15 protein-coding genes are annotated in these 17450 nt (G+C 34.3%); 9 read left to right on the top strand and 6 right to left on the bottom strand.

Annotation, left to right across the window (positions count from 1 at the left end; all coding sequences use genetic code 11):
* The first annotated feature begins 10 nt into the window (after positions 1-10).
* The gene (locus L6469_RS04705) at positions 11-910 is read left to right on the top strand and encodes a glycoside hydrolase family 25 protein (RefSeq protein WP_006283212.1); all 900 of its coding nucleotides are present in this window, start codon (positions 11-13) and stop codon (positions 908-910) included.
* On the opposite strand, the gene L6469_RS04700 is transcribed toward L6469_RS04705, so the two are convergent.
* The 4 genes from L6469_RS04700 to L6469_RS04685 are packed head-to-tail and all read right to left on the bottom strand — an operon-like array spanning position 907 to position 6197.
* Positions 907-1470 carry a Maf-like protein gene (locus tag L6469_RS04700; RefSeq protein WP_006283213.1) on the bottom strand — a complete coding sequence of 188 codons (564 nt, stop codon included), beginning with the start codon at positions 1468-1470 and terminating at the stop codon, positions 907-909. The two genes, L6469_RS04705 and L6469_RS04700, sit on opposite strands and share 4 nt — an antisense overlap.
* A 5-nt stretch (positions 1471-1475) precedes the next feature.
* Positions 1476-2990 carry a DUF5687 family protein gene (locus L6469_RS04695; RefSeq protein WP_006283214.1) on the bottom strand — a complete coding sequence of 505 codons (1515 nt, stop codon included), beginning with the start codon at positions 2988-2990 and terminating at the stop codon, positions 1476-1478.
* Between the two features lie 9 nt (positions 2991-2999).
* The gene (locus L6469_RS04690) at positions 3000-3608 is read right to left on the bottom strand and encodes a LolA-like putative outer membrane lipoprotein chaperone (protein ID WP_027452841.1); all 609 of its coding nucleotides are present in this window, start codon (positions 3606-3608) and stop codon (positions 3000-3002) included.
* Between the two features lie 33 nt (positions 3609-3641).
* Complete coding sequence (locus L6469_RS04685) at positions 3642-6197, bottom strand: FtsK/SpoIIIE family DNA translocase (RefSeq protein WP_039870960.1); 2556 nt, start codon at positions 6195-6197, stop codon at positions 3642-3644.
* A 170-nt stretch (positions 6198-6367) separates the two neighbouring features.
* Here L6469_RS04685 and L6469_RS04680 point away from each other — a divergent pair, with 170 nt between their 5' ends.
* Genes L6469_RS04680 through L6469_RS04670 form a run of 3 tightly spaced genes read left to right on the top strand, consistent with a single transcriptional unit; the run spans position 6368 to position 8990 of the window.
* Positions 6368-7057, top strand: a complete 690-nt coding sequence (locus L6469_RS04680; protein WP_006283218.1) for a 3'-5' exonuclease — start codon at positions 6368-6370, stop codon at positions 7055-7057.
* Entirely contained in the window at positions 7044-8231 is a 1188-nt protein-coding gene (locus L6469_RS04675; RefSeq protein WP_006283219.1) for a class I SAM-dependent rRNA methyltransferase, read from the top strand. The genes L6469_RS04680 and L6469_RS04675 overlap by 14 nt, the downstream gene beginning before the upstream one ends.
* Before the next feature lie 15 nt (positions 8232-8246).
* Positions 8247-8990: a peptidylprolyl isomerase gene (locus L6469_RS04670; RefSeq protein ID WP_006283220.1), complete on the top strand. Its 744-nt coding sequence runs from the start codon at positions 8247-8249 to the stop codon at positions 8988-8990.
* A 156-nt stretch (positions 8991-9146) separates the two neighbouring features.
* On the opposite strand, the gene tilS is transcribed toward L6469_RS04670, so the two are convergent.
* Both tilS and kdsB read right to left on the bottom strand, forming a co-directional pair.
* Positions 9147-10505, bottom strand: coding sequence for a tRNA lysidine(34) synthetase TilS (tilS, locus tag L6469_RS04665; RefSeq protein ID WP_006283221.1), 1359 nt, complete (start codon positions 10503-10505; stop codon positions 9147-9149).
* The gene (gene kdsB / locus L6469_RS04660; RefSeq protein ID WP_006283222.1) at positions 10502-11245 is read right to left on the bottom strand and encodes a 3-deoxy-manno-octulosonate cytidylyltransferase; all 744 of its coding nucleotides are present in this window, start codon (positions 11243-11245) and stop codon (positions 10502-10504) included. Before kdsB ends, tilS begins: the two co-directional genes overlap by 4 nt.
* Positions 11246-11378: 133 nt before the next feature.
* On the opposite strand from kdsB, the gene L6469_RS04655 reads away from it, so the two are divergent.
* From L6469_RS04655 to L6469_RS04635, 5 genes are all read left to right on the top strand, one after another.
* Positions 11379-12503, top strand: coding sequence for a phosphatidylinositol-4-phosphate 5-kinase (locus L6469_RS04655; protein ID WP_027452836.1), 1125 nt, complete (start codon positions 11379-11381; stop codon positions 12501-12503).
* A gap of 42 nt (positions 12504-12545) precedes the next feature.
* A complete protein-coding gene (locus L6469_RS04650) occupies positions 12546-12989 on the top strand; it encodes a YhcH/YjgK/YiaL family protein (RefSeq protein WP_006283224.1) in 444 nt (147 codons plus the stop codon).
* Positions 12990-13045: 56 nt separating this feature from the next.
* Positions 13046-15097: an alpha amylase C-terminal domain-containing protein gene (locus L6469_RS04645; RefSeq protein ID WP_006283225.1), complete on the top strand. Its 2052-nt coding sequence runs from the start codon at positions 13046-13048 to the stop codon at positions 15095-15097.
* A 9-nt stretch (positions 15098-15106) separates the two neighbouring features.
* Positions 15107-16249 carry a DUF6057 family protein gene (locus tag L6469_RS04640; RefSeq protein WP_006283226.1) on the top strand — a complete coding sequence of 381 codons (1143 nt, stop codon included), beginning with the start codon at positions 15107-15109 and terminating at the stop codon, positions 16247-16249.
* Between the two features lie 282 nt (positions 16250-16531).
* Complete coding sequence (locus tag L6469_RS04635) at positions 16532-17080, top strand: porin family protein (RefSeq protein WP_006283227.1); 549 nt, start codon at positions 16532-16534, stop codon at positions 17078-17080.
* The last annotated feature ends 370 nt before the right edge of the window (positions 17081-17450 follow it).

Raw genomic sequence — 17450 nt, 5'->3', positions numbered from 1 at the left:
AAAAGAAGTTATGACGAATAAGAAGACATCGTATAGAAAATCGATTAAAAAGGCTTCTAGTACAAGAAGAGGACCTCGTCATGGTGCTTCTAAAAAGCATCATTCTTATTTGCCTTCTTTTTTCTTAAAGTACCCTCGTTGGGCATGGTGGTTTGGAGGCTTCTTGGTACTTGTTGTTTATGTATGGGTATTTTATTATTTTTTTGTAGGTCCTACTGGATTCAGATGGCGTGCTCTATATGGGGATGTTGCTTATCCAGAAGGGTATGAAATAAGGGGCATTGATATTTCACACTATCAAGGAATTATTGATTGGGATCATCTTAGAAATGCGATGATTGAAGGAACACCACTTCGCTTCATTATTATTAAAAGTACTGAGGGAAGTACCCGTCTTGATCCTAATTTCGGCCAGAATTTTTATAATGCACGTGATTATGGTTTCATACGAGGTGCGTATCATTTTTGGAGTAACAAGAGTAGTGCTCGTTCGCAAGCTTACTTTTTTTTGGATAAAGTACATTTAACTGCTGGTGATTTACCTCCTGTTTTGGATGTAGAGCACAGGCCAAAAGATAAAAGTGTAGAAGAGTTCCAAACGGATATTTTAACTTGGTTGCACATTGTAGAAGACAAATACCATGTTAAGCCTATTATATATACAAATTATAAGTTCAAAGAACAATATCTTAGTGCACCTGTTTTTGATGATTATCCTTATTGGATAGCTCATTATTATGTAGATAAAGTAGAGTATAAGGGAGAGTGGAAGTTTTGGCAACATACCGATGCCGGTAAGTTGCCAGGTATAAAAGGCTATGTTGATTTCAATATATACAATGGGAGTTTTTATGATCTTCGTCAGCTATGTATACAAAATAAGTCTGATGGAGACGATTATGAATATTAGAAATTTTGTAATTCCTTGTATACTTTGTATATTGGTAATCCCATGACGTTATAATAGTCTCCTTCTAATTTTGTACACCCTATATAGCCAATCCATTCTTGAATACCATAAGCTCCAGCTTTATCGAATGGTTTGTATTTGTCTATATAATAATTAATTTCTCTGTCTGTCAGTTCCTTGAAAGTTACGAATGTGTTGACATGAAAATGTACTTGTTTTTCTTTTGATGTTATACATACTCCTGTCGTAACTTGATGTGTTTTTCCACTTATTTTATGTAGCATTGCGGCTGCTTCTTTAGCATCAGAAGGTTTTCCTAGAATACTTCCATCGCATATTACAACAGTATCTGCTGTAATTACGATTTCGTTTGATTGTAAATCTTCTAAATATGCTGATGCTTTTACCCTTGAAAGATATTCTGGTACTACTTCAGCTTCGATGTCTGAAGGAAAGTTCTCTTGAATCTCTTGTTTGAGTCTGACTTCAAAATTAAAATCCAATCCTTCTAATAATTCTTTTCTACGTGGAGAGCCGCTTGCTAAAATAATTTTTCTCATTTTTATTATATTTGTTCTCTTGATTTTCTGAATCCTTCTATGTTTTCGTATTTTCTCTTCATCATTCTATTATAAATAATGTTGAGCCATAGGCGATGGGTTGTAATAAACAATAATCCGATAATGGTTATAACAATCCATGCTATTTTTTCGCCAAACAGGAAAATAGTTACTCCTAAAATTGTTGCAGGAGTAAGTATTGTAAATAGCTCTACTAATATTTGGTAGTAATTGGTCTCTAGACTATGATTACTTGTTAATTTGCAGTTTAAGGGTATGGTATTCTTGTTATAAACTGCTAACTGAAATGTAATAAAATACTGGAAGCCAATTGTAAAGATGTAACAGCTTATTAGCATTTCAATTGACCATTTTCCCATAAATACGGGTACGAGCATGAAAACTGTTGGTATTAATAATAGTGTAGAGTAAAAGTAATATTTTGCTCGAAGAAGAGTTAATATGCTTTCTTTCCTAATTAATAAAGTGTCAATGTAATTACCTTCATAACACATCATTTTTGTTAGAATAATGCTACCTATTATAATATAATTGTATAGACACCAGTATATTGCTGCATAAATACTAGAATAGATATCTGTAAAAGTGCATATAAGGCTCATCATAAAGGCTGCAAGCATTGCGAAAATACAACCTTTACGGATATTTTTATTGCGTTGAATGCTAATAATTTCCATATTCAAAAATACACCTACAGAATCTTGGGGTATGATTTTATTTAACGATTTCCCATGGAAGTTGTATTCTTTTTTCTTACGTGAAATTTCTTTCATAACGTAAAATAGTTGTAGCTTCCGATTTATTTGTATGAGTAGGATAAGTAGAGTTGTGGGAAATAGCCAGTAAAACCACTTATCTTCAAAAAGTCCAATTCCAAACGAGGAGTAAAAAAGGAAAAGGTTATTTAAATCAATTACCCCCGTATAGTAAGCTGGCATTGTAAATACCAGGAATATACTAATAGGCAAAAACCACCAAATTATAGAATCATTAACAAGGGTACGGACAATTAAATAAAATTGGCTATTGATTAGGATGCCCAGTAGGTATAATAATAGCACTAATCCTCCATTGATAAGTTGACCGCTAAAAAACATGGTCATTATTACAAATGGTAATACTAAAATAAACCAAATGAAATTTCCTGCATTATATAGACTTCTAAAGACGAATGTATCTATACAAATGCTTTTTTTAATAGGTAATAGTAAGTATGGCTTAATTATCTGTGATGGAGTTTGCTGCATTATAAACCTAAAAGAAAAGTCTATTACCATTATTATAGGAAATATAGTGCAGATAAGGGTTAGCGCTTTAATTCCTTCTGTTATTACGGCAAATGCTAGCATGATAGAAGCAGCCAAAAGGTAGATTATAAAAAAAATAGATAAAGCATATACGATAATTTTAGAAGCCTTATTGCGTCCGTGCATAAGGCTTCTTTTTTCTGATAATATTCTATGCTTTCTAAGTTCTTTTAATAATTCGATAGTGGTCATATTATATGTTTATCTTAGGTCTATGACCTCAGCAGAAGGAAAATCTTTACTATTAAAAGAGAATATTTGATCTGGCTGGTTCTTTGGCTGAAAATTTGTAATTGAAATAGTTGTCCAGTCTTTATTCTGACGCATCTTTATCGCACTTGGTGAATAGCTAGATTTATTCACTGTAATATACATTTCTGAAATCGAATTTTTTGAGGTATTTGATATTAAGTGAAGAATGTAATTCTGCCCTTTTGTTGTTACTCCCAATTTGAATCCCGATTTCCAAATATTAATAAAAGTATATGGATTCATTGACATTCGCTGAGCCTGTGTTGGAGTTGTTACATTGACCTCGTTTGTACTTTTTAAATAACTCCATTGAGTTTTTCCATTATACCATACTATTGCCTTATTTGTTTTGGCATTAAATTTGGTTCCTTTAATTGCTATTGTTCCTGAAATTGTGCCAATTTTTTTTGAAAAAACTGTAAAGTTGGCTTTTGCGCCTCCAGGACGACCAATAACCTGACTAGTTTTTTCTATTACTTTTTTAGCTAAAGCTGCGTTTTGTGCATTACATCCTAAAGAGAGTAGGGCTGTTACTATTATCAAAAAGATTTTTTTCATAGTCTTCTTTTTTATAATTAGTTTTGTTATATCTTAAATACCTCGCATTGCTGCTAATATATTATTTAATTGGTTCTCGTCAGCAACAAGAACCTCTCTAGGTTTAGAGCCTTGAGCAGGACCAACAATTCCTGCAGCTTCCATCTGATCCATGAGTCTTCCCGCACGATTGTATCCGATGCTAAATCGGCGTTGGATCATACTTGTAGATCCTTGTTGACTTAATAATATGGCATGAGCTGCTTCTTCAAAATAAGGATCTAAACTCTTTGCGTCTACGCTACCAGCGGTTGCTCCATTTCCTTCGGGTTGATCCGGTTCTGGAAGTATCATTGGTTCTATAGGACCAGGTTGATTGTTAATGAACTGGTTTATTTGTTCAACCTCAGGAGTATCAACAAATGCACATTGTACTCGTACCGGTTCGTTACCGTTCAGATATAACATATCACCTCGACCTATCAATTGCTGAGCACCAGGTTTATCCAAAATAGTTTTACTATCTATAGCAGCACTTACCTTAAAGGAGATACGTCCAGGGAAGTTAGCCTTAATATTACCCGTGATTATTGTTGTAGTAGGACGCTGTGTTGCAATTACCATATGAATACCTACAGCACGTGCAAGTTGGGCTATTCTTGCGATAGGCAACTCAATTTCTTTTCCTGCTGTCATAATCAAATCTCCAAACTCGTCTATAATCACAACAATATAAGGCATGAAGTCATGTCCTTTGCGTGGATCAAGTTTGTGGTTAACGTATTTGCTATTGTATTCTTTTATATTACGAGCACCTGCAAGTTTGAGCATGTCATATCTCTGGTCCATCAGTTTGCACAGACTGTTAAGCGTTCGTACAACTTTGGTCACGTCTGTGATGATAGGTTCGTCATTTTCATCTACCACAGCCATGAAATGATTGGCAATTGGGGTATATATACTGAACTCAACTTTTTTAGGGTCTATAAGAACAAATTTGAGCTCGTTTGGATGTTTCTTGTAGAGTAGGGAAGTAATGATTGCATTTAAGCCAACTGATTTACCTTGACCGGTAGCTCCTGCGACAAGAAGATGAGGAACTTTGGCCAAATCAAACATAAACACTTCATTGGTAATAGTTTTGCCCAGTGCAACAGGAAGTTCCATCTTGGTCTCTTGGAATTTTCTAGAATTCAAAATACTTTCCATACTAACAATGTTAGCCTTTGCATTTGGAACTTCTATACCGATAGTACCTTTTCCTGGAATAGGGGCAATAATTCGTATACCTAAAGCAGCTAGACTTAAGGCGATATCGTTTTCCAAATTTTTAATTTTTGAAATTCGAACACCTTCTGCTGGCTGTATTTCATAAAGTGTAATAGTAGGACCTACTGTTGCTCTAATTGTTCTAATTTGCACACCGAAGCTATTTAAAACTTCGATGATTCTGTTTTTGTTTGCTATTTGTTCTTGTTCGTCAATGTATGGTTTCCCATCATTCTCGTATTTTTTCAATAGGTTGAGTGTTGGGAACTTATATCTTTTACCATTTTCTCTTTCTCTTGGATTGATAGGGGTGTTAATAGCAGTGTCATTAACAGTATTTCCTGAAGCCTTTTCATCGCCTTGAGCAATCTGAATTTCCATTCCTGCTTTTGCTGCAAGTGCTGCAGCTTCAGCATCAGCTATTGCAGCTTGAGCTCTAGCTTTTCGTTGTTCATCTATTATAGATATAGATTGCTCCTTTGCTTCATCGATATTCTGCTTGTTACTAGTCTCGTTTTCGTCGAGAACTGTATTTGCTTCGTTTTGAGGAGTTAAATCCAAAATTTGTGAAGTATTAGAATCTGTATCAGTATATTCTTGGTTTTCAACTATGTTCGAGTCTTCATTTTCGTCTTTTGCGACTTCTTCATAGTGCAAGTCAATATCATCCTGCTCATTACTTCCATGATTTGTAATGGTGAATTTTACTTTATTGGTTATGTAACCCACAGGATTTAACATTTTCCTTACAAAAATAATAGTCTCTGATGTGAAATAAGTAAGAAATGCAAATGCAGAAACAAATAATATTCCTGTTAATCCAGGAGGACCAACTAAATTTTCTAGTTGCTGAACGCAGAAAAGGCCATGATTACCACCAGGGTTATAAAAAGAGTCACCCATGATAGGTGAAAGGATTTTGGAAAATGTAATGCTACTCCAAATCATGACGATGATAATGCTAAAGAACCATTTCCATAAATTTGGCTTATAGATATCCATTAAATACAAAGCCACGACAATCATTAATATAGGTATACAAAAAGCGGGTAAGCCAAAATTAAGAGAAATAAGAATATATGAGAGAATAGCTCCCATACTACCACAATAATTAGAAAATATTTTATTATTATTAGCCCATTCTCCTGGATGCATATTTTCCAAGATACTCTGATCTGCTTGTCCTGTGCTAAGATAGTTAACCATTGCAGTTATCATATATAATGCAATGACAATTAATAGTATTCCTAAAAAGAAATTGATTTTTTCGTTATGTGGTATACCAACAGCTTCTGTTAGAGTCTTAGGTTTACTGCTGGACTTTTTTTTTGAATTTGCCATGTCTATTATAAATCTTTTTCTGTATGTGTATTTTTATATGTCCATTTCATTAGCATGCTATAGTAGATGTTTCATGAAAAAGGCTATGCAAGTAATGTTTTGCAAAATTAGAGAAAATATGGGAAAATGGCGCAAGAATTCCTTATTTTTTGCTAAATTTGCAAATTGTAATGAAGAAAAAGATATTTAACAAGTTTGATAAGCATGCCATAAATGAACTGCCAAGGGTACTTTTCCCTGGCCGTATCGTCACGATTCTGACTCCAGGTGAGACAGAAAAAGCGGTTAATTATCTGCTTGATAGTGATATTTTGGGATTTGATACCGAAACTCGTCCTGTTTTTCGTAGGGGAAAGCAAAATAAGGTTTCACTATTACAAGTTTGTAATCGTGAAATCTGTTTTCTGTTTCGTTTGAATCGAACGGGGCTGACTCCTGCAATCATTAGGTTGTTGGAAGATACTCGTGTTACTAAAATAGGTCTGTCTTGGCATGATGATTTGTTGGGATTACATAAACTTGGAGATTTTGAAGCCGGTAGTTTTGTTGAATTGCAAAATTTAGCTCCTAAAATTGGTATAGAGGACAAAAGCCTTCAAAAAATATATGCAAACTTATTTCATCAAAAAATTAGTAAGAGTCAACGGTTAACTAATTGGGAAGCTGACGTTTTGAAGGATAGTCAAAAATTATACGCAGCGACAGATGCTTGGACGTGTATTCAAATTTATGATGAATTGCAACGTCTCATCTCTACTAGAGAATATGAATTAGAAAAAGTTACAGAATTGGTTCCAGAGGAAAAAACGATAGTAACAGAAACTCATACAGAAGAATATATACAGAATGGCAAATTATAAAAAAGTTTATTTGAAAAAAGGCAAGGAGGATTCTTTAAAACGTTTTCACCCTTGGATTTTTAGTGGTGCGATTCATCATATGGATGATGGTATTGAAGAAGGTGATATCGTAAAGGTTATTACTGCGCAAGGAGATTTTATAGCTGTTGGCCATTATCAGATAGGAAGTATCTCTGTGCGAGTTTTAAGTTTTGAGGATATTATAATTAATGAAGCTTTCTGGAAAGAACGTCTTGAGATTGCATTAAAAATGCGTATATCTCTTGGTATTGCAGATAATCCGGATAACAATACATATCGCTTAGTTCATGGTGAAGGTGATAATTTGCCAGGATTGGTTATTGACTGTTATGGCAAAACAGCAGTTATGCAGGCTCATAGCGTAGGTATGCATGTTAATAGATTGGATATTTGCAATGCTTTAGTTGCTGCAATGGGAAATCGTATTCAGAATGTTTACTATAAAAGTGAAACAACTTTGCCTTTTAAAGCGGACCTTGGTCAAGAAAACGATTTTATTTATGGAGGTGATGCGTCAAATGTTGCGGTAGAAAATGGCTTGAAATTTCATATAGATTGGCTGAAAGGACAGAAAACAGGTTTCTTTGTGGATCAACGTGAAAACCGTTCTTTACTTGAGCAGTATTCAAAAGGTAAAAGTGTTCTGAATATGTTCTGTTATACGGGTGGCTTTTCTGTATATTCTATGCGTGGCGGAGCTAAATTAGTTCATAGTGTGGATAGTAGTGCCAAAGCAATCGATCTCACTAATGCCAATATTGCTTTGAATTTTCCAAATGATAGTCGTCATGCAGCATTTTGTGAAGATGCTTTTAAATATTTGGATGAAAATGATGACAAATATGATTTGATTGTATTGGATCCTCCTGCATTTGCTAAGCATCGTAGTGCGCTTAGAAATGCATTGAAGGGATATACCCGTCTTAATTATAAAGGCTTGCAGCGTATTAAGCATGGAGGCATTCTTTTTACTTTCAGTTGTAGTCAAGCGGTAAATAAGGATCAGTTCCGTGCTGCAGTCTTTACGGCAGCAGCTCAGGCTAAACGACGTGTTCGAATTTTGCATCAGTTGCATCAGCCGGCCGATCATCCAATCAATATCTATCATCCGGAGGGTGAATATCTGAAGGGACTTGTTTTATATGTTGAATAAGCTAATGTCGTTTTTATGGCAACCAAAGTAAAAATTAAAACAACTAAAGGTGAAATTATAGTTCGCCTATACGATGAAACACCTAAGCATCGTGATAATTTTATCAAACTTGTTAATGAGGGCTACTTCGATGGAACGTTGTTTCATCGTGTAATTAAGGATTTTATGATTCAGGGTGGTGATCCGGAAAGTAAAAATGCACCATTAAATAAAATGCTTGGAACGGGTGGCCCAGGCTATACTATTCCTGCTGAATTTGTTTATCCGAAATTCTTTCATAAGCGGGGTGCCCTTAGTGCAGCTCGTTTAGGAGATGAGGTTAATCCTGAAAAAGCAAGTAGTGGTAGTCAATTCTATATAGTTTGGGGAAAAGTATACAAGGCTTCAGAACTTAAGCAGCTTCAAAAACAGATGGAGATGCAACAGGAGCAGAATATCTTTGATCAATTAGCTCGAGAACATCGTGAAGAAATTCTGGAATTTAGACGTAATCGTGATCGTGTAGGTTTGCAAAATCTTCAGAATCAGCTTATTGATGAAACAAAACAGAAAAGTCGTGAGAAGGGTAAACCTGTGTTTACACAAGAGCAAATAGATGCTTATACGACTTTGGGTGGTACTCCTTTCTTAGATAATCAATATACTGTATTTGGAGAGGTAGAAGAAGGTCTTGATATTGTGGAAGAAATTCAAAGTTGCGAAACGCTTAGAGGAGACCGTCCTAAAGAGAATATTAGTATGACCGTAGAAGTTATTTAAGATAATTTTATAGTGTAAGCTATCACTAAACTCCGTATTGCAAGATACTTCTAAAATGTTGGAGACATTTTCAAAATTTCAGGAAGACAATATGGGGGGTGATAGCTTATATTTTTGTACCCGCTAGAGATGGCTTACACTGCTCTTCTTGTTTTTTTATATTATTTCTACTTTTAGAATATTCGTTGTTTTACTATCTATTTTGAATCTATCGTCGGTTCTAATTCCTACTACCCAGATAATATTACCTTTTGCGTCTTCAATAACCAATTGTTGTTGTTTTTCAAATAAATTTTTTTTGAGATCTGTTAATAGGTCACTAATGAGTTTGGTTCCTTTCATGCCAAAAGGTTGAAATCTGTCACCTAATTTAGCTAGACGTATGGTAATAGGCATTTTGACCTTATCGGCATCTAATGTTGCAATCTGAGTGGTTTTGCTAGGTTGAAATCCTTTATAGATAGGTATATTATTAATGATAACTTTTGACGTTTCATCAAAAACATATGTACCTGGTTCTGGTATTTTTATTGTTTTATCTAATATTTCGGTTCTCCTTTTTATAATAAGGTTTTCTCTATCAATTAATAATTCATATGAATTGCTTTTCCAGACTTTACCACTTTTTCCGTGTAAATTCTTATATATTTGTTCAATTTGTGAGCCAGAAAAGTCATAGTTCGATAGTATGTAATAAAGAAGATATTCAGGACTACTAAAATTTTCTATACTTTCTGTTCTTATTTTTTGGTATCCAGAATGAAGTCCAAAATCTTCATTTTCACTAAAAATAGAATGTTGGGTCAAATATTTTTTTATCGCATCATTTATGATACAATTTGCTTCTGTTAAATGTTGTGCTGTTGAGTATATATTATCGACTACACCTGCATTAAGTTGTTTCAACATAGGCATGATATCTAGCCGTATTTTGTTTCTTTGGACATCATTGATAAGGTTTGTACTATCTGTTACGTAGTTTTGTCTATTTTCTTGCAGATAATATTCGATATCCTTTCTTTTAATGCTTAAAAGAGGTCTGATAATATGTCCATTTTGGGGAAGAATACCACGCATACCTTGGATGCCTGTTCCACGAATCAAGTTGATCAAAATGGTTTCTACACAATCTTCTTGGTGATGAGCTATGCATATACCTTCTGCTTGAATATCTTTTCTAAGATTTTCGAAATATGAATAACGTAAATCTCGAGCAGCCATCTCTATACTAATTTTATGAAGATGGGCATATTCTTTAGTCTCAAAATGAATACGATGAAGTGGAATTTGGAGTGCGTGACATAAGTTTACGCAAAATTCTTCATCTCTGTAACTCTCATCTCCTCGTAGGCGAAAATTACAATGAGCTGCTTCTATTTGGTAATGTAATTTTTTTAACAGAAGTAATAAACATACAGAATCAGCACCTCCCGATAAGGCTACAATATATTTTTTATCCTTATCGAGTAGGTGATGTTCGTTGATAAAATATTTTACTTTTTCTTCTATTTTCATTTTTGTAATTTAAGGAACTCTTCTGCTCGTACTAAATCGTCCGGAGTATCGATTCCTACCGTTTCAATTTCTGTTATTCCTACTTTAATTTTATAGCCATTTTGTAGCCATCTTAGCTGTTCCAAACTCTCTGCAATCTCTAAACTGCTTTGAGGTAATTTGGTGATTTCTTGAAGTATATCTTTTCTGTAAGCATATATACCTAAATGCTTGATATAGTTGTAACTATTAATCCATTCATTTGTTTGTTTACCGCGGATATATGGAATGATACTTCTAGAGAAATACATTGCAAAATTTTGGTTATCCAAAACAATTTTTGGGCTGTTAGGATTAGTTACCGCATCCATGGTGGTAAAAGGTTTTCCAAGTGTGGCTATTTGAGTGTTGGGGTCTTTAAAACATTCACATAATGATAAAATTTGTTCTTTCTGAATGAATGGCTCGTCGCCCTGAATATTTACAACAACATCCCAGTCTCCGCCGATTTTCTCGATTGCTTCTTCGATGCGATCAGTTCCACTTTTATGATTATTTTTAGTCATGACAACTTTTCCGCCAAAATTCTTGACGCAATCGTAAATTCTTTGGTCGTCAGTGGCTACGTAAACATTGTCTAATAGCTTGTTCACTTGCTCGTAAACGCGTTGTATTACAGGTTTTCCACCTAAGATGGCAAGAGGTTTGCCAGGAAATCTACTACTTGCATAACGTGCTGGAATAATTCCTATAAATTTCATAAAGCCTTTTCTTTTATTTTATAACTGTTGCAAAAGTAAGAAAATATTTTCGGTATTAATTAAAATATCTAAATGTATTTTGTTTTTACAAGGAAATTATATACCTTTGAACGTCAAATCTAATTTTTTTTGAATGAATTTATATAGACATACAATATTTTCTGTTTTAATATCACTTGGCTTTCCTTCATTTATGCATGCTCAGAAGATTACGTTAGGGTCGTGCACCACACATGATGGTGGTCAATATAAAGGTGAGATGGTAAGCGGTAAGCCAAATGGGAAAGGAAATACTCTCTTTAAGAATGGTGATACCTTTGAAGGAGAGTATTTTAAGGGTAAACGTCAGGGCTATGGAGTTTACACTTTTGCTGATGGAGAAAAATATGAAGGGCAATGGTTTCAAGATCAACAGCATGGCAAAGGTACTTATTATTTTAGTAACAATAATAAATATGTAGGGTTGTGGTTCCGTGATTATCAGCAAGGGCATGGCGTTATGTATTATTATAATGGTGATAAGTACGATGGAGAGTGGTACCAAGATCAGCGTCAAGGAGAAGGTGTTTATACATTTGCTACCGGTGCATATTATAAGGGACATTGGAAAAATGATATGAAAAACGGTAAAGGGTTCTTTGATTGGGGAGATGGTACGACATACAATGGAGATTGGTCTAATAATCAGCGCTCTGGCAAAGGTACAAACCGTTATAGTGATGGTGATGTTTATACAGGACAATGGTTAGATGATATTCAAAATGGTCGTGGAATTTATAAATTTAAAAATGGTGACCGTTATGAAGGAGATTATTGTCAAGGCGAGCGTACTGGAGAAGGTATATTTACTTATGCAAATGGTGATAAGTACACCGGCCATTTTCATGAAGGACAAAAGCAAGGGCAAGGTACTTTTATTTGGGAAAATGGGGATATTTATATCGGTGAATGGAAAAATGATTTACAAAATGGTCATGGTAAGCTAACTAAGAAAAGTGGTGATATTTTCGAAGGAAGTTTTAAAAATGGGCATGTAGAAGGTGAAGTTATTATCCATTATTCCGATGGCTCAAAATTTAAGGGAGCTTATCGTCAGGGTAAACGTCATGGTGCAGCTATTGAAGAGACAAAAAATGGTTTACGTTGGGAAGGATCATATAAAAATGATGTTCGTGATGGTAAATTTGTTGAAAAAGATCGTAATGGACAAATTACGGGAAGTGGTGTTTATGAAGACGGAAAGCGAATTGATGATTGAAACATTTTTATTACATAACAATTTAAAAACAAACTAAAGAAAATGGTAGTAGATACTTTAGACAATTTGGAAAAATACGTATCTTTGAATCCACTATTCAAGGATGTTGTAAAGTTTATCAAAGAAAATGACTTGAACAAGCTTGAAGATGGCAAGCATTACATTCAGGACAAAGATCTCTTTGTTAATATTACTACTGCTCATGGTAAAACAGAGGAAGATGCTACATTTGAGACACATAAGAATATGTTGGATATCCAGATTCCTCTTGATAATAATGAAACCTATGGTTATTTACCATTAGCTGATCTTCCTGAAGCTGAATATAATGCAGAAAAAGATGTTACTAAATATCCTGGTGTAAAAAGTGAAACTTTAGTAAATTGTAAACCAGGTGAATTTGCAATTTTTTGGCCACAGGATGGTCATAAACCATGTATTGGTACTGGTGACATTCATAAGGCTATATTCAAAGTAAGAGTTTAATATATTAGAGAGGGCACAGAAATTTGTGCCTTCTCTTTTCTAATAATAATCGTATCATGGTAGCTAAAAAAACAACTGGGGCAAAAGAAAAAGTTCAAAAGGTTCAGCATATAGGACTTGTGAAAAATGATTCTTATTTGGAACCGTATGAGGAAGCTATTCGTGGTCGACATGACCATGCGCTATGGAAAATCGCTCAACTTACTCAGAATGGTAAGATGAAGTTGAGCGATTTTGCCAATGGATATACTTATTATGGTTTACATAAAACGGCTAATGGTTGGGTATTTCGTGAATGGGCACCTCATGCTACCAAATTATATCTAGTAGGTGATTTTAATAATTGGCAGGAAACAGATCAATATGAAGCTAAATGCATAGATGAATTAGGTAATTGGGAATTAATCCTGCCAGAAGAAAGCATGCACAATGGTGATTTTTATAAGATGCATGTCTATTGGGATGGTGGGTTCGGAGAACGAATACCTGCGTGGGCAAATCGCGTCGTTCAGGATGCACAATCTAAAATATTTTCAGCACAGGTTTGGTGTGTGAAACCTTATGAATGGAAAAAGAAAGCGTTCCGCCCAAAGAAAGATCCGTTGTTGATTTATGAATGCCATATCGGCATGTCACAGGATGCAGAAAAAGTTGGGTCTTATACTGAATTCAAAGAGAATGTATTGCCTCGTGTCATTAAGGATGGATATAATTGTATACAGATTATGGCTATACAAGAGCATCCTTATTATGGTAGCTTTGGTTATCATGTTAGTAGTTTTTTTGCAGCTTCCAGCCGTTTTGGTACACCTGAAGAATTAAAAGATTTAATAGATACAGCACATCAGCATGGTATTGCTGTGATTATGGATATAGTTCATTCACATGCTGTAAAAAATGAAGTTGAAGGTCTTGGAAATCTGGCTGGTGATCCTAATCAGTATTTCTATCCAGGCGATCGACATGAACACCCGGCATGGGATAGTCTTTGTTTTGATTATGGTAAAGATGATGTAATTCATTTCTTGTTAAGTAATTGCAAATATTGGCTAGAAGAATTTCATTTTGATGGGTTCCGTTTTGATGGTGTTACTTCCATGATATATTATAGTCATGGGTTAGGTGAAGATTTTAATAATTATGGAGACTATTTTAATGGTCATCAGGATGATAATGCTATTTGTTACCTTACATTAGCTAATGTATTAATCCATGAAATAAATCCTTATGCCATCACCATTGCAGAAGAGGTAAGTGGTATGCCAGGTTTGGCTGCGAAATTTTCAGATGGGGGATATGGGTTTGATTATCGTATGGCAATGAATATTCCTGATTTTTGGATTAAGACAATCAAAGAACAGAAAGATGAGAATTGGAAACCAAGTACGATATTTTATGAATTGAAGAATAGACGTTCTGATGAGCGTACAATATCATATTGTGAAAGCCATGATCAAGCCCTGGTTGGTGATAAAACGATAATTTTCAGACTTGTTGATGCTGATATGTATTGGCATTTTAAGAAAGGAGATGAAAATGTTGTTTCAAGTCGTGGTATAGCTCTTCATAAGATGATTCGTCTGATAACGTTGGCTGAGCTGAATGGAGGCTATCTTAATTTTATGGGTAATGAATTTGGACATCCAGAATGGATAGATTTTCCGAGAGAAGGAAACGGATGGAGTCATAAATATGCTCGCCGCCAATGGAATTTGGTTGATAATCATGACTTGTGCTATCATTATTTAGGAGATTTTGATCATGATATGCTACAAGTTATTAAGTCTGAGAAAAAGTTTAAAGATACTAAAATACAAGAAATCTGGCATAATGATGGAGATCAGGTGTTAGCATTTACAAGAGGAGAATTACTTTTTGTATTTAATTTTTCACCAACAAAGAGCTTTACTGATTATGGTCTACTTGTACCGCAAGGATCTTATAGTATTATACTCGATACTGACGCTAAAGTATATGGAGGTAATGGATTAAATGATGATACGATGTTACATCAAACGATATATGACGGTGTATATGTAGAACAGCATAAAGAATGGTTAAAACTCTATTTGCCAGCACGTACAGCATTGGTTTTGAAAAAGAATTAATAAAATAATATGAATACTAATATGAAAAGCACACTCACCGTTAGGGTGATGTGTGCTTTGTTCTTTATCGTTTTTACTTTTTGCTATCTGTTTTTCTATCAAGATAGTGTATTAGCTATGGCTCAACATGTTTTGAGTAATGGGCAGACAGTTTATAATCGTACGATAGGTGCACTTATTATAACATTTGTGCTTTATTTACTTCATTTAGGAGTATATGCTATAACGGGCTTAGCCAAACGTACATTTGCTCTTAATTTTTTCCCTTCTTTATTGATATTGACGGTTTTAACAGATGTTAGTCCGCATATTGATGAAGGGTTTTCGTTTGGTGGCTGGTGGATAGCTATTCCTCTACTTCTTCTCCTGTTTTTAGGTTTAGTATATGTAGCACGACAGTTTTTGCCTTGGGAACCTGAAATCCAGTATAATGGATTTTGGAGTAAGATGATGTGGATGAATTTGATGGAACTTGTCGTCATGTTTTTCTTGGTTTGTTCTTTTAGCAATACTAACGATGTGTTTCATTATCGTATGGATATGGAGCAGTATATGATTCAAGGTCAATATCGTGATGCTCTTCAAGTTGGCAGGAAATCCGCAGCAACTGATAGTAGTCTTACGATGCTGCGTATTACATCTTTATCTCGTACGGGGCAATTAGGCAATCGCCTCTTTGAATACCCATTGGTAGGAGGGAGTAGTGCTCTTTTCCCTGATAGTGTAACCACTAAAGCTATGGTATATCCAGAGGATAGCATAAGATATTTTATGGGTATAAAATTTAAGCAGAAAATGTCTCCTATGCATTATTTGAAATTTTTGGAGAAGCATCATTTAATGAAAGAACCTGCGCGTGATTACTTGCTATGTGGATATTTGCTTGACAAAAAATTAGATTTATTTGTTTCTTCGCTTCTTAAATATTATAGGGTGGATAGTGTCCTTCCTAAGCATTATAAGGAAGCTTTAATACTTTATACTCATCGCCGTGCTAATCCTAAAATTGTATATCATAGTAGTGTCATGGATGCTGATTATCAGGATTATCAAACAATGGAGCATCAATATCAAGATTTGACCGTAAGACAAAATATGCTTCGAGATACGTATGGCAATACGTATTGGTATTATTATCAATATCATAAATAGTTAGTTTATTTTATCATAGTTATGTAAAGCCTTATAAAAGAGTGAAAACTGTTTTATGAGGCTTTATACGTTGATGCTATAAGTTGCATTGTTGCTGACAGTTGTATAGATTTTCTGCGAAATTCCGAACAATTATGGAGAAAAATGTAACAATAAAAAACACTCAAAATATTTGTAGATATTGAAAAAGCCTATACCTTTGCAACTCATTAGAGTTATAAAAAAAGACTAGGCCCTTAAAATGGGTAAAATAAAATTAACTGTATAAACAAGAAAACAATTATGAAAAAGAAATTTATGGTAGCAGCACTTATGTGCTCTTCTGTTGTAGCTTTTGCACAGCATGCTGTTGGTTCTTTTAACCTTCAGCCTAAGGTCGGTATCAATGTTTCTACTATTACTAATGGTGGTAGCTTGACAGAAAATAAAGTTGGTTTCGTAGGAGGTTTAGAAGGAGAATATCAAGTAAATAACTTGCTTTCTTTGTCAGCTGCTGCTATCTATTCTCAGCAGGGTTACAAATTTGATCATAAGATAGATTTCGTAGATGATAAGGTTGGTATTAATTATATTAATGTACCTATTATGGCGAATTTCTATGTAGTTGAGGGCTTAGCTTTGAAAGCTGGTGTTCAACCTGGTTTTGTTGTTAGTGATGATACAGAGATTGCAGAATCGTTTGATTTCTCAGTACCAGTAGGTATTTCTTACGAATATGCAAACTTTCAGCTTGATGCTCGTTATAATATTGGCTGTACAAAGGTTTTTAAAGGAACAGATGAAAAAAATAGTGTGTTTCAAGTAACATTGGGTTATAAGTTTGATCTTTAAACTTAGAGAGTTGATTTATATAGCTATGCGTCTTTTCCATATGGAAAAGACGCTTTTTTGATTTTGCGGTTTTGAACGTTCTTGTGGTATTGATTAAATATGTTAGTACTTTTTGTGCTTATTGTAGATTTGGGTTCATTACCTTTTATACTTTTTGTAAGTAAATAGTTATATCTGTATGAAAAAACTTTTCAAATTCTTGTAAGTTATAAAAATATTTTTTATCTTTGTCCATTGATAATGAGATAATTGCATATTTAGCAATCTCTGCTAAATAATTATATATATTAAGACTTCATGTAAATTTAAAATTATAATGTTTCATTATGGGAAAGTTCTGTGAAAGTGATTTTATAGACTTTCATTCTAA

Source organism: Segatella baroniae B14, from assembly GCF_022024235.1.
In the GTDB taxonomy this organism is placed as follows: Bacteria; Bacteroidota; Bacteroidia; order Bacteroidales; family Bacteroidaceae; genus Prevotella; species Prevotella bryantii.
Note: the sequence above shows the minus strand (reverse complement) of the source record. Positions and strands in the feature narration are given on the sequence as shown.

Excerpts from the sequence above, each read along its gene's own strand:
- L6469_RS04650 (WP_006283224.1), top strand. The coding sequence starts at position 12,546 with ATGGTAGTAGATACTTTAGACAATTTGGAAAAATACGTATCTTTGAAT.
- L6469_RS04635 (WP_006283227.1), top strand. The coding sequence starts at position 16,532 with ATGAAAAAGAAATTTATGGTAGCAGCACTTATGTGCTCTTCTGTTGTA.
- L6469_RS04700 (WP_006283213.1), bottom strand. The coding sequence starts at position 1,470 with ATGAGAAAAATTATTTTAGCAAGCGGCTCTCCACGTAGAAAAGAATTA.
- L6469_RS04645 (WP_006283225.1), top strand. The coding sequence starts at position 13,046 with ATGGTAGCTAAAAAAACAACTGGGGCAAAAGAAAAAGTTCAAAAGGTT.
- L6469_RS04705 (WP_006283212.1), top strand. The coding sequence starts at position 11 with ATGACGAATAAGAAGACATCGTATAGAAAATCGATTAAAAAGGCTTCT.
- L6469_RS04695 (WP_006283214.1), bottom strand. The coding sequence starts at position 2,990 with ATGACCACTATCGAATTATTAAAAGAACTTAGAAAGCATAGAATATTA.
- L6469_RS04655 (WP_027452836.1), top strand. The coding sequence starts at position 11,379 with ATGAATTTATATAGACATACAATATTTTCTGTTTTAATATCACTTGGC.
- L6469_RS04640 (WP_006283226.1), top strand. The coding sequence starts at position 15,107 with ATGAATACTAATATGAAAAGCACACTCACCGTTAGGGTGATGTGTGCT.
- tilS (WP_006283221.1), bottom strand. The coding sequence starts at position 10,505 with ATGAAAATAGAAGAAAAAGTAAAATATTTTATCAACGAACATCACCTA.
- kdsB (WP_006283222.1), bottom strand. The coding sequence starts at position 11,245 with ATGAAATTTATAGGAATTATTCCAGCACGTTATGCAAGTAGTAGATTT.
- L6469_RS04670 (WP_006283220.1), top strand. The coding sequence starts at position 8,247 with ATGGCAACCAAAGTAAAAATTAAAACAACTAAAGGTGAAATTATAGTT.
- L6469_RS04690 (WP_027452841.1), bottom strand. The coding sequence starts at position 3,608 with ATGAAAAAAATCTTTTTGATAATAGTAACAGCCCTACTCTCTTTAGGA.
- L6469_RS04680 (WP_006283218.1), top strand. The coding sequence starts at position 6,368 with ATGAAGAAAAAGATATTTAACAAGTTTGATAAGCATGCCATAAATGAA.
- L6469_RS04675 (WP_006283219.1), top strand. The coding sequence starts at position 7,044 with ATGGCAAATTATAAAAAAGTTTATTTGAAAAAAGGCAAGGAGGATTCT.
- L6469_RS04685 (WP_039870960.1), bottom strand. The coding sequence starts at position 6,197 with ATGGCAAATTCAAAAAAAAAGTCCAGCAGTAAACCTAAGACTCTAACA.